We start from the raw sequence: 12,389 nt of genomic DNA, 5'->3' as shown, positions 1-12,389 counted from the left end.
CCTTTGGGGGAATGTTCTCAAAAGCATGAATGCTGACGTGTTTGATAGCTTTTTTACGGTTGTTTGAAGAGGAATTAGCTTCGCTGATTCCTTTGGGGGAATGTTCTCAAAAGCATGAATGCTGACGTGTTTGGTAACTTTTTTACGGTTGTTTGAAGTGGAATTAGCTTCGCTGATTCCTTTGAGAGAATGTTTTCAAAAGCCTAAACGCTGAGGTGTTTGGTAACTTTTTTACGGTTGTTTGAAGGGGAATTAGCTTCGCTGATTCCTTTGGTTGGAAGTTAGATTTTAGAAGCCTAAACGCTGACGTGTTTGGTAACTTTTTTACGGTTGTTTGAAGGGGAATTAGCTTCGCTGATTCCTTTTGGGGAGTGCTCTCAAAAGCCTAAACGCTGATGCGTTTTTGGGCTTTTTTTATGACTTTACGTTATCGTGCGAGCACGAACTCAAGCCATAAAAAAAGCCCAGCACTTTCGTGCTAGGCTTTTAAACTTGTAGCGAGATCGGGAATTGAACCCGAGACCTCCGGGTTATGAATCCGACGCTCTAACCATCTGAGCTACCTCGCCATGATACATGCTAAGGACATGTGGTTTGGGTTGCCACATAATGGAGTTTATTTTAAACTTCCACTAAAAGGCTTCACAATTTAAAAAGTACCCTTCCCGAATTATAGGAACTCCTCTTTTTAACGGCTGCAAATATAAAAACAAATTTAAAGAGAGCAAACATTCCTAGCATTAATTATTTTTAAAAAATAGTTTTAAAACTTATTAATTAATGTATATATTGAGCGCTATAAATAAAATGTTACGATGGACGAAAAAATAAAATATGAAATGGAGTTTCCCATTCACGCTTCACCTCAATTACTTTACCAATATATCTCCACACCTTCTGGCTTATCGGAGTGGTTTGCCGAAAATGTCAATTCCCGTGGAGAGCTTTTCAAGTTTATTTGGGATGGTGTGGAAGAACAGGCCAAACTTGTCAGTAAAAAAAGTGGAGAACGCATCAAGTTTAAATGGTTGGCAGACGACAATCCGTCCTATTATTTTGAAATAAAGATTCAAGTAGATGAAATCACCAAAGATGTTAGTATCATAGTGACCGATTTCAGTGAAGCCGATGAAGTGGAAGAGGCTAAAATGCTATGGGAAAACCAGATATCGGATTTAAAACAGGTATTGGGTTCTGCTTAGGTTTTTTCTACATTAATAACTTATATTTGTCCCGAATTTATTTCGGGATTTTTTATGGTTAATTACAACGGTACACTCACAGGTTCACATCAACTAATTTCAATTAACAATAGAGGCTTTAATTATGGCGATGCTCTTTTTGAGACCCTTAAAGTGTCCCATGGAGTTATTTTTTTCTGGGAAGACCATTATTTTAGGCTTATGGCTTCCATGCGTATCCTTAGAATGGAAATCCCGATGCATTTTACCATGGAATATTTACAGGAACAGATACTTGAAACGGTTCAGGCCAATGGCTTGCAGGACCGTTCGGTACGTGTTAAGTTGTATGTAAGCAGAAAAGAAGGGGGTTTGTACCTTCCCAAAACGAATGATGTAGATTTTATGATAGTGGCAGCACCACTGGCATCAGACTTTTACCTGTTAAACGACAATGCATACCATGTGGATTTGTACAAGGATTTTTATGTGTCACCCGGGTTGCTTTCTACCTTAAAAACCAACAACAAAGCCTTGCATGTGGTAGGCAGTATTTATGCCAGTGAGAACAAATTGGACAATTGCCTTGTTTTAAATACAAACAAACAGGTTGTGGAGGCCTTGAACGGCAACATTTTTTTGGTAAAGGACCAGGTCATAAAAACACCGCCATTGGCAGATGGGTGTTTGAAAGGTGTTATGAGAAAACAGTTGATGGAAATTATCAAACAAGTTCCAGAGTATACTTTGGAAGAAGCTTCCATTTCCCCATTTGAACTACAAAAAGCAGATGAATTGTTTGTTACCAATGTTATAGTAGGCATACAACCTGTGAGCAATTACAGAAAGAAAGCCTATAACAACCAGGTTGCCAAGAACTTGCTTCAAAAACTACAGGTAAAAATTAGGCTGTTGGCTTAATTGGCACTAGGGTCTTCTGGCGCATTGGACCAGATGCTATATTCGCCACCAAGTTCCACCATTTTTTCTTTCCAGAAAAACTGATAATCTTTTTCTATAATGGCTTTTTTATAGATGTTTTCGCTAACCACCCAAGAGTTGGTTTTTAATTCCTCATCCAGTTGGTTGGCATCCCAACCGGAATACCCGAGAAAAAAACGAATGTTGTTTTCTTGCAATTCGTTATTGGCAATCAGTTCGGCCACCTTGTCAAAATCGCCTCCCCAATAAATACCCAAGGAAATCTCTATGCTGTTGGGAATCAATTCCGGGACTTTATGTATAAAGTATAAATTGTCCTGTTCAACAGGGCCTCCATTGTAAATCTTGAAATTGGCCTTTAATTCGGGGATTAAATCTTGAATGGTATAGTCTAAAGGTTTGTTTAAAATAAAACCGATAGAGCCTTCAGGTGTGTGATCTGCTAATAACACGATGGAGCGATTAAAAGAAGAATCTCCTATAATGGATGGTTCTGCTATTAACAAATCACCTTTTTTGGGTTTGATTGTAATCATAGCTTGTTAGGATTAGTAATTAAATGTAATAATTTTTTTATTAACTACAAACAGTACAAATAAAAAAAGCCTTCTCATAATTGGAAGGCTTTTTGGATATTAAAGAAGTAAAAAACTAGTTAACAGCATTAGATAAATCTGATCCAGCTTTAAACTTTACAACGTTTTTAGCTTTAATTTTTATAGTTTTTCCTGTTTGAGGGTTTCTTCCTTCTCTTGCAGCTCTTTTTGATACTGACCAAGATCCAAATCCAACTAAAGAAACTCTGTTACCTTTTTGTAAAGCTCCTTCAATTTCAATTAACGCACACTCTAAAGCTTTTTTTGCAGCTGCTTTAGTAATTCCTGCGTGTTCTGCCATAGCATCGATTAAATCTGATTTGTTCATAATTTAAATTTTAATTATTAATAAATTGTTGGTTAAACATTTTTTTTGTTAAATCCTTTACAAATTTATACGGATTATCAAACCATGCAAGTAATAGCAAGGGAAATACACCATATTGTTAATAACTTCATACATTTGTTAATAAAGACAGTGTATTTTGTCGATGTTTTTGAAAAAATCAGTAAGAATAAGGGTTTAGAGCATTTTTGCCGACTCGCTGAATGCATATCCATTTAAAAGTGATTGGGCATCCATATTTCGCTTTCCTGGCAGCTTTATTTCCAAAATTTTGATATATCCTCCATTTACGGCCACTTTTATCTCTTTTTTGTTAGTAACAATGGCTCCTATGGGTAACTGGTGCCTTTCTTTTTCTATTTCTGAAGCATGTATTTTAATATCCAATTGGTCTTCGCCATTTTGTAAATAACACCAGGCTCCTGGATAGGGGCTCAAGCCCCTTATTTTGTCATAAATCTGTTCCTTGTTGCTTGTCCAATCTATTTTGCAGTTGTCCCTGTTCAATTTATAAGCAGTTTTAGTGCCTTCGGTTTGGGGTTGGGCTTGTGTGGTCACTTCCCCGGATGCTATCAATTTAATGGTTTTCAAAACCAGTTCGCTTCCAGCATGCATGAGCTTGTCATACAACTGTCCAGCATGTTCCTTGGCATCAATTGCAACGGTTTTTTGCAGGATGATGGCTCCCGTATCTATTTTATCGTCTATAAAAAAAGTGGTCACACCTGTTTGCGTCTCCCCATTTATAATGGCCCAATTAATAGGTGCTGCCCCACGATAGTCTGGCAATAAAGAGGCATGTAAATTAAAGGTACCGTGTTTTGGGAGTTTCCAGACCACTTCCGGTAGCATCCTAAAGGCCACAACTATTTGCAGGTTGGCTCTCAGGGCTTTCAATTCTTCAAGAAAGGTTTCGTCTTTTAAATTGGTGGGTTGTAAGATGTTCAATCCCTGGGATTTGGCATATGTTTTTACGGCACTTTCATTAAGTTTTCGGCCTCGACCAGCTGGTTTGTCGGGTGCTGTAATTACTCCAACCACTTGGTATTTGCTTTCTATGATGCTCTTTAAAATGGAAACGGCAAACTCTGGAGTTCCCATAAATACAATTCTTAAATCTGTCATGTTGTCTGTAGTTTGTAGGTGTTTTTGTTTGTTAAACCAATCAATTGATGTTCCAAAAGCAGTTGAAGGGTTTTTTTTAAAGCACTTTCAGAGCAGTTTAATTGTTCCAAAAGTTCCCTGGAACTCAGGTCGCCTGATTCCAATAAGGTCAAAAGCTTCTTTTTTATGGTAGTTATATCGTCTGGACTTGGTTTCTTGTTTTTGGATATGCAAACAGAGCAGATGCCACAGTCCTTTACATGGGTTTCCCCAAAATAGGAAAGCAGTTGTACGCTTTTACAAAGCCTGTCATTGTTAATATAATCTATTACAGCGTGTACTTGCTGGTATTTTAAACTGTTTTGCTGTTCTATATAATGTGATATCCTATGGATGGCCTTATCGTCTTCCCGAGGTTGCAGATAGCTGATTTCGGAATCTGTAGTACTAAGGCTCAACTGAATGACTTGGTCCCTTTCCAACTGTTTTAAAGTTGCGAACAAGCTGTCTTCTGAAACCGAAGCTTTATCTGAAATCAACAAAGGGTTTATTTTAATTTCGTTTTCAAAAATGCCGCCATAAGTCCTTAAAATGGTTTTCACAATCACACTTACTTCTGGATGCTTTTCCAAATAGGCAAATAAGGCTTTGTTGCTTATCACAAACTGAAGGCTTGTTTTTTTATTGAATTGTTTGGATAAACTGATGATACTTGTTCTGTCCAGGAGTTGCAAGGTGTTGTATGCCAACAAGCTGTTTAACTGATAGGTCTTGCAAAAGGCGTTGAAATTGAAATCGTAAATGGTGTTTTGGCCTTCGCCATAGGAAATTTGAAAATAATTGCTCAACTTTCTATAAATGTGCTTGACGTCGTTTACTGAAGGCAACACGTTTAAAAACTGGTTTTTAACCAATAATTCATCGCTTTTGTTTTTTAGTATGATGGCAAAGGCTTTGTTGCCATTTCTTCCGGCCCTTCCAGCTTCTTGAAAGTAACTTTCCATGCTTTCCGGTAAATTCAGGTGAATAACCGTTTTTACATCAGGTTTGTCTATACCCATTCCAAAGGCATTGGTGGCCACCATGACTTGTTTTTGGTTGTTGATCCACTCATGTTGATGTGCATCCTTTACCTTATTGGACAAGCCACCATGATAGGTTGTGGCAGAAATGCCTTTTTTGTTTAAAAAATTGGATATCTCCACTGTTAGATGCCTACTTCTAACATAGACAATGGATGCTTGGGGGTTTTTCTTTAAAATGCTTTCAAGTTTGTAGTGTTTATCATCCTCGTTAAAAGTCATGTAAGCGAGGTTTTTACGTTCAAACGACTGCTTAAAGATTTTAGGTTGTATAAAATCCAGTTCCTCCACAATATCAGCAACCACTTTAGGCGTAGCAGAAGCAGTAAGTGCGATACAATTGACCGAAGGCTGAATTTGTCTTAGCAATTGAATGTTTTTATAGGCTGGACGGAAATCGTTTCCCCATTGCGATATGCAATGTGCTTCATCTACAGCAATGAGGTTCACGTTCATTTGTTTGATCCTGTCCTGAACCAACTCCTGCTGTAAACGTTCTGGAGAGAGATATAAAAACTTGTAGTTGCCATATATGCAATTGTCCAAAAGCGTGTCCAGGTCGTTGCTGGTAATGCCACTGGTAATGCTTAAGGCCTTGATGCCTTTTTGTTTTAAGGCTTGAACCTGATCCTTCATCAAGGCAACTAAAGGCGACACGACGATGCAGATGCCTTCTTTGGCCAAAGCTGGAATTTGAAAACAGATGGATTTACCTCCACCTGTTGGTAGCAAGGCAAATACATCTTCCCCTTCCAAAACGGCTTCAATAATTTCTTTTTGAAGGGGTTTGAAAGAGGTAAAGTTCCAATAGCGTTCTAATATGTTTATAGGATGCTGCATTACAGCTTTTTTAAGGTGTCCAATAAATAATCGACCCTGTTTTCAATGGTGTCGAAAGGTATGTCAATTAAATTGTAATTGTACTTTCTATAGGTATTTAAAAGTTGTTTGTGAATGGAGACGGCCTGTTCAAAATTTTCATAGCGTTCGCTATCGCTTGTAAAAATCTCTTGCCAAGGTTCCAATACATACACTTGATGGTATTTGCAGTTTTGGCATGCCTTTACAAAATTGTCAGGATAGCTTTCATTGGCATAGTCCATATATGCCAAAACGTCGGGAACGCCTCTATCTATAAAAACCACTTCAGAGTCCATGTTTTTGGCTGTTTCATATTGTTTGATCCTACCTTCCAACAAGCGTTCGCTAAACAAGAGCGGTTTGGTTAAAAACAGTTGTTCTATGCCTTCTTGCCTGGCATCCAGGATCACTTGCCTGGAAATTTCTTCCAAACAGGTATGCCCTCTTTTTATCAGTTCGTTAATTAACGATGTTTTTCCGGTTCCTGGTCCTCCAGTGATAACAATTTTTTTCGAGTTCAAAATTGGCAAGATTTTAGCTGTAAAATTCGTAATTTAAATCTTAAATAAAAAATGCTAAGGAAATAGTATCTTTACACCTTGTAAAAATACTTGGGTTATTTACAGCAAAACCGTTGCATTTAGTCCTTAAGCGTATTAAAAAGAGCAAAATGGAAATGAACGAAAACAAGAAAACAAAAGCATTTTACGAAAAATTAAAATCTCAATTATACGATACCTCATTGTGGCCATCGGAATATTTATATAAGTTTATAGTGAAATCCGATTCAGATCAGGTGGTAGCCTTAGAAGACCTCTTTAATCATTTAGGGGCTGTTATAAAAACCACAGAATCCACAAAAGGGACCTATACCAGTGTTTCCATAAGCGTAAAAATGGAAACACCGGAGCATGTTATAGAAAAGTACATAGAAGTGTCAGAAAAAATAGAAGGAGTTATTAGTCTTTAGTTTTTTTTTGTACTTTGCGCTTGCATAATTAACTTCATGCGCAAACATTTAACCCTACACATTTATTTTGATAGATAATTTAGAATACAACACAGAACGTGAGCATTTAATTATTCCTGAATATGGACGTCATATGCAGAAAATGATTAACTATGCCAAATCACGTGACACCAAGGAAGAACGCAATAAAGTAGCCAAAGCCATTATTTCGGTTATGGGAAATTTACAACCCCATTTACGCGATGTGCCAGATTTCCAGCATAAATTATGGGATCAATTATTTATTATGGCAGATTTCGATATTGATGTGGATTCGCCCTACCCAAAACCCTCAAAAGAAGAATTGTACGCTAGGCCAGAGGTATTGAAATACCCTCAAAACCATCCTAAGTACAGGTTTTACGGAAATAATATCAAGACCATGATAGATGTGGCTTGTACTTGGGAAGATGGCGATATGAAGGATGCTTTGATTTACACCATTGCGAACCACATGAAAAAGTGTTTTTTAAATTGGAACAAAGATACGGTAGAGGATGAGGTGATTTTTGATCATTTACGCGAACTTTCGGGTGGGAAAATCAATCTTAAAAATGCCGATGAAGATTTAACCGATGCAACCAGTTTGATGCGCAACAAGAAAAAATACGCATCAAACACCAAAAAATCGCATCATAAAAAAAGTAATTCAAACAGATCAAGAAAACGTTATTAACCAGAACGTATGGGAATATTTAAAATAGAAGGAGGTCATCAATTAAAAGGGAAAATCCAGCCTCAAGGAGCTAAAAACGAAGCCTTACAAATTTTATGTGCTGTATTGTTAACCCCAGAGTTGGTCACCATTCACAACATTCCAGATATAGTAGATGTTAATAAGTTAATTGAACTGTTAAAAAAACTGGGCGTTAAAGTCTCTAAAATAGGTTCTGGTTCCTATACTTTTCAAGCCGATGAAGTAAACTTGGAATATTTGGAATCTGCCGAATTTAAAGAAGATGGAAAAGGACTGAGAGGTTCCATCATGATAGTTGGTCCCCTTTTGGCTCGTTTTGGCAAGGGATATATTCCAAAACCTGGAGGGGATAAGATAGGGAGACGCCGTTTGGACACCCATTTTGAAGGGTTTATCAATCTTGGGGCCAAATTTAGATATAATAGGGAAGACCATTTTTATGGAGTGGAAGCCCAAAGGTTAAAAGGCACCTACATGCTTTTGGATGAAGCTTCGGTAACTGGAACAGCCAATATTGTAATGGCAGCTGTTTTGGCCGAAGGTACAACCACCATTTACAATGCTGCTTGCGAACCTTATTTGCAGCAATTGTGCAAAATGCTCAATCGTATGGGCGCCAACATTCGAGGTATTGCTTCCAACATGCTTATTATTGAGGGGGTTGACAGCTTGGGTGGCACAGAACATCGCATGCTTCCAGATATGATAGAGATTGGGAGTTGGATAGGTTTGGCTGCAATGACCAAAAGCGAATTGACAATCACCAACGTAAGTTGGGACGATTTGGGATTGATACCTAACGTGTTCAGGAAATTGGGGATTACGGTAGAGCGTCAAGGCGACGACATCCATATTCCTGCACATACCCATGGATACGAAATACAAAATTATATAGATGGTTCCATACTAACCATTTCCGATGCACCTTGGCCTGGATTTACACCAGATTTGTTGAGTATTATTTTGGTGGTTGCCACACAAGCCAGAGGCAGTGTGTTGGTACACCAAAAAATGTTTGAAAGTCGTTTGTTTTTTGTGGATAAATTGATTGACATGGGAGCAAAGATCATTCTTTGCGATCCACATAGGGCAACCGTTATTGGACATGATTTTAAATCGCAATTAAAGGCAACTACCATGACATCACCAGATATTAGGGCAGGAGTCTCTTTATTGATTGCAGCACTTTCAGCCAAAGGAACCTCCATCATTCACAATATTGAGCAAATAGATAGGGGTTACGAAAACATAGACACACGTTTACGTGCCATAGGTGCCAAAATAGAGCGTCTTCCTTAATAAAATCCTAAGGGTTTTTAAAGCTGTTATTCTTTATGATATGAATCTATCTGTAGACAGATAGGGAAGTTTTTGTAGAATTGAACAGTGTTGTTGTTACCAAAAAGAAGCCATATATCCACCTTTCTTTCAGGCTGTTTTTTTATTTTACATCTTATATTTTCCTTGTAAAGACATTTTGATGGACCATGTCACTTTTTTCCGATTAAGCAAAAGGTGTCATTTGATGGAATAGTTTTATTCAGCGTTATTTTTTAATCTGTTTAATTGTGACTTGATGGATGTTCCTGTTTACTGGTTATGGTATCTATTAAAGCTATTATGGCCATATAGGACCTTTTATCCGCAACCCATGTCTTAGCGTTTTGAAAAGAGAGGTCTTCAAGGTTTTTATCTGGGAAAATGGTTTTAAATAGCGTTAGAGCCGATAAAAAACTTCCGGTTTTTGAAGGGTGAAACCCATCGACACCATACAGGTTTTCGAGATTGTTTTCCAATTCATATGCTTTCCACACTTCACCAGCTGGGCTTACCAAGGCCTTATTGATTTGGGAGGCCAAAAGGTAATTTTGTATAACACCATCAAACGTATTGGCATAATATTTAGATGGCCAAACCATAAAGAAGACCAATTGACTGTTGTTTTTGGAGCATAAAGTCTTTATCTTTTTCCCATAGTCAATTAACATGAGTTTCCCTTCATTTTGAGAAGAAGGTCCTTGTTGTACAATTACATAATCATATGTGCCTGTATTTATTAATTTTTGAAGTTTGCCCTCTTCCCAATGGTCTTCCAGTGCGTAATTGGGGTAGCACAAGGATTTTGTGTTTATTGTTTCGTTAAAATTCGCTGCCACATTTTCAAAGATCTTAGGCAGGTTGTTTGTGTAAGTTAAACTATTTCCTACAAACAAAAACTGTTTTGGATTATTTTGGGAAAAAATGGGACCTGCTAGGAACAGTATCAATAGGTAACGCATAGCCAATTATTTTGAAACGACGATTGAAAGGTACAAATTTATACGTTTGAATTCTCGAGGAAATTTGTTGTTATTTAAGCGCTTCTTTATACACTTTTAAACAGCGTTCCCTGGCTTCTTTATGATCCACCATTTTTTCGGGATACTTGTCAGTGCCATATTCTTTCACCCAATTTTTAATATAAGCTTTGTTTTTATCAAACTTATCTATTTGTGTGGTTGGATTGAATATTCTAAAGTAAGGGGCTGCATCCACACCAGAACCTGCAACCCATTGCCAATTGCCAATGTTGCTGGCCATCTCGTAATCATGAAGTTTTTCAGCAAAATAAGCTTCTCCCCAACGCCAGTCTATGAGTAGGTGTTTGCACAAAAAACTACCAACCAACATCCTAACGCGATTGTGCATGAAACCAGTTTCGTTTAATTGACGCATTCCAGCATCTACCAAGGGATAGCCTGTATTGCCTTCGCACCATTTTTTAAATTCCTCTTCATTATTGCGCCATTCTATCCTATCGTATTTAGCTTTAAAGGCCTCGTCTTTGGTGTTTGGGAAATGCCATAAGATTTGCATAAAAAATTCACGCCAAATCAACTCCTGCCAAAAGGTTTCGTTTTTCTCAGCTACAGCTTTTTTCATCATTTTTCTAATGCTTACAGTTCCAAAACGAAGATGAGGTCCTAACCGTGAGGTAGCGTCTTTTGCCGGTAGATTACGCTTGTCTTCGTACTCTTGGATTAGGGTAGGAGTAACTTTGTAATCTACGATTCTTTGATTGGATGCAGTGAAGCCCATATCAGATAAACCCAGGTTTGGCAGTCTGGAGTGCTTCACCACATTATCAAGATATTCATTGGTGTAATATATTTTCAAGTCGTGATTTTTAAAATGTGCTTTCCAAGTTTTCATATAGGGCGTAAAGACAACATACGGATCGCCATTTGACTTTAGCACTTCATTTTTCTCAAAAATAACTTGGTCTTTAAAGGTTCTGAAAGCAATTTCATGCTTAGACAAGAGTGCTTTTATTTCTGCATCGCGCGCTTTGGCGTAGGGTTCGTAATCGTGGTTGGTAAACACTGTTTTGATGTTGTATTCTTCAATCAGTTGCTTGAAAATATCCAAAGGCTTGCCATGATACATCGCGATACTGCTGTGATGTTCCTTTTGTAAGGTATCCCTCATTTTTTGTAGTGTCTCAAAAATAAAAGTGACACGCGCATCGTCTTTGGGGAGGTCGTTTAGAATAGTTGAATCAAAAATAAATATGGGCAGTACGGGATGGTTGCTTTTCAAGGCTTCGTAAAACCCAATATTGTCATCCAATCTCAAATCCCTTCGAAACCAGAATATGTTGATAGGTGATGTCATCCTTAAAATTTTTGAAGCGCTTCCATTTGTTTCTGAACGGCTTCGGCTTCGGCATATTTTTTATCACTTTCAGATCTGTTGATACTTGATAAGGCATGCCATTCCTTCATTAATTTTTCATATTTTTTTTGGAGTTTATCCATTTTTGAAGTTTTATTGAATAATTTAAACATGTGGTTCTATTTTTAAATTTAGTACTTTTTTTAAGCTCTTGTAAGTAAAGTTAAGTTGTTTATATTTTAAAGCTCACGATACCACAGTCCATTTCAAAGGTTTGTCCGGAAATAGAAGCTGTTTTATCAGAAAGTAAAAAGGCAGCCATGTCTGCAACTTCCTCTGGGTTTAGGAATTTTTTTAGGGGATGGCGTTCTGTGATGTTCTCTATCATTTTCTCGTTTCTTAGCAATTTTGAAGCCAAAGAGGTATCTGTAATCGTTGGAGCAATGGCGTTGATTCGGATGTTTGGTGCCCATTCGGCTCCCAGTGATTTTACCAAGCCTTCAACACCAGATTTTGCCGTGGCAATGCTGGCATGAAAAGGCATACCCAAGCTTGCTGCCACAGTACTGAATAGCACAATGGAAGGCTTGTTGCCTTGTTTTAGTATGGGCAAATATGCTTGAATGGCTTTTATGGCACCCAGCACATTGATTTCGAAATCGGTTTTAAAATCTTCTTCACTTAAGCTTGAAAAAGGCTTTAAATTGATGCTGCCAGGACAGTAAACCAAGCCATCGGCCTGCTTTATTTCCGGAAAACTGCCTTGCAGCACATCACAGGTATGGTGTGTGAGGTTTTCATGTTGAAAATCAGGTTCATTTCGGCTGAGATTGATTATTTTATGATTGGGAACCAATGTTTTTATTATGGCATTGCCTATGCCTTTGCTCCCTCCAATAACGATATATGTTTTCATG

General features: G+C 37.7%; 14 protein-coding genes and 1 tRNA gene. 5 read left to right on the top strand and 10 right to left on the bottom strand.

The genetic code is table 11. The annotated features are described in order from the left end of the window. Nucleotides 1-495: 495 nt before the first annotated feature. Nucleotides 496-569, bottom strand: a tRNA-Met gene (locus D778_RS12820). Nucleotides 570-815: 246 nt separating this feature from the next. On the opposite strand from D778_RS12820, the gene D778_RS12815 reads away from it, so the two are divergent. Further along, entirely contained in the window at nt 816-1,202 is a 387-nt protein-coding gene (locus tag D778_RS12815; RefSeq protein ID WP_007651408.1) for an START-like domain-containing protein, read from the top strand. 54 nt (nt 1,203-1,256) lie between these two features. After that, a complete protein-coding gene (locus tag D778_RS12810) occupies nt 1,257-2,102 on the top strand; it encodes an aminotransferase class IV (RefSeq protein ID WP_007651406.1) in 846 nt (281 codons plus the stop codon). On the opposite strand, the gene D778_RS12805 is transcribed toward D778_RS12810, so the two are convergent. From D778_RS12805 to D778_RS12785, 5 genes are all read right to left on the bottom strand, one after another. Then, nucleotides 2,099-2,659, bottom strand: a complete 561-nt coding sequence (locus D778_RS12805) for a YqgE/AlgH family protein (protein ID WP_007651405.1) — start codon at nt 2,657-2,659, stop codon at nt 2,099-2,101. The genes D778_RS12810 and D778_RS12805 overlap by 4 nt on opposite strands. A gap of 115 nt (nt 2,660-2,774) precedes the next feature. Beyond that, on the bottom strand, nt 2,775-3,047 hold the full coding sequence (locus D778_RS12800; RefSeq protein WP_007651403.1) for an HU family DNA-binding protein: 273 nt from the start codon (nt 3,045-3,047) through the stop codon (nt 2,775-2,777). A 195-nt stretch (nt 3,048-3,242) separates the two neighbouring features. Beyond that, on the bottom strand, nt 3,243-4,190 hold the full coding sequence (gene fmt / locus D778_RS12795) for a methionyl-tRNA formyltransferase (RefSeq protein WP_007651402.1): 948 nt from the start codon (nt 4,188-4,190) through the stop codon (nt 3,243-3,245). Next, nucleotides 4,187-6,091 (bottom strand): RecQ family ATP-dependent DNA helicase, encoded by a 1,905-nt coding sequence (locus D778_RS12790; RefSeq protein ID WP_007651398.1) that lies wholly within the window; start codon nt 6,089-6,091, stop codon nt 4,187-4,189. The genes fmt and D778_RS12790 overlap by 4 nt, the downstream gene beginning before the upstream one ends. Continuing rightward, nucleotides 6,091-6,633 (bottom strand): AAA family ATPase, encoded by a 543-nt coding sequence (locus D778_RS12785; RefSeq protein WP_007651397.1) that lies wholly within the window; start codon nt 6,631-6,633, stop codon nt 6,091-6,093. Before D778_RS12785 ends, D778_RS12790 begins: the two co-directional genes overlap by 1 nt. 155 nt (nt 6,634-6,788) lie before the next feature. Here D778_RS12785 and D778_RS12780 point away from each other — a divergent pair, with 155 nt between their 5' ends. The 3 genes from D778_RS12780 (at nt 6,789) to murA (ending at nt 9,117) form a co-directional block, all read left to right on the top strand. After that, on the top strand, nt 6,789-7,082 hold the full coding sequence (locus tag D778_RS12780) for a DUF493 family protein (RefSeq protein WP_040492482.1): 294 nt from the start codon (nt 6,789-6,791) through the stop codon (nt 7,080-7,082). A gap of 67 nt (nt 7,083-7,149) precedes the next feature. Continuing rightward, nucleotides 7,150-7,797: a DUF4290 domain-containing protein gene (locus D778_RS12775; RefSeq protein ID WP_007651395.1), complete on the top strand. Its 648-nt coding sequence runs from the start codon at nt 7,150-7,152 to the stop codon at nt 7,795-7,797. Nucleotides 7,798-7,806: 9 nt separating this feature from the next. Continuing rightward, the gene (gene murA, locus D778_RS12770) at nt 7,807-9,117 is read left to right on the top strand and encodes a UDP-N-acetylglucosamine 1-carboxyvinyltransferase (RefSeq protein ID WP_007651393.1); all 1,311 of its coding nucleotides are present in this window, start codon (nt 7,807-7,809) and stop codon (nt 9,115-9,117) included. A gap of 263 nt (nt 9,118-9,380) precedes the next feature. Here murA and D778_RS12765 read toward each other — a convergent pair whose 3' ends face one another. The 4 genes from D778_RS12765 to D778_RS12750 form a co-directional block, all read right to left on the bottom strand. Further along, nucleotides 9,381-10,097, bottom strand: coding sequence for a hypothetical protein (locus D778_RS12765; protein ID WP_007651392.1), 717 nt, complete (start codon nt 10,095-10,097; stop codon nt 9,381-9,383). A gap of 70 nt (nt 10,098-10,167) precedes the next feature. Beyond that, nucleotides 10,168-11,472 carry a cryptochrome/photolyase family protein gene (locus D778_RS12760; RefSeq protein WP_007651391.1) on the bottom strand — a complete coding sequence of 435 codons (1,305 nt, stop codon included), beginning with the start codon at nt 11,470-11,472 and terminating at the stop codon, nt 10,168-10,170. A gap of 2 nt (nt 11,473-11,474) precedes the next feature. Then, the gene (locus D778_RS14565) at nt 11,475-11,645 is read right to left on the bottom strand and encodes a Lacal_2735 family protein (protein WP_007651389.1); all 171 of its coding nucleotides are present in this window, start codon (nt 11,643-11,645) and stop codon (nt 11,475-11,477) included. A gap of 59 nt (nt 11,646-11,704) precedes the next feature. After that, nucleotides 11,705-12,388, bottom strand: a complete 684-nt coding sequence (locus D778_RS12750; RefSeq protein ID WP_007651388.1) for an SDR family NAD(P)-dependent oxidoreductase — start codon at nt 12,386-12,388, stop codon at nt 11,705-11,707. Nucleotide 12,389 lies beyond the last annotated feature (1 nt).

Source organism: Xanthomarina gelatinilytica (genome assembly GCF_000348685.1).
GTDB lineage: Bacteria > Bacteroidota > Bacteroidia > Flavobacteriales > Flavobacteriaceae > Xanthomarina > Xanthomarina gelatinilytica.
The sequence above is the reverse complement of the archived record's forward strand: the minus strand, read 5'-3'. Positions and strand labels throughout refer to the sequence as shown.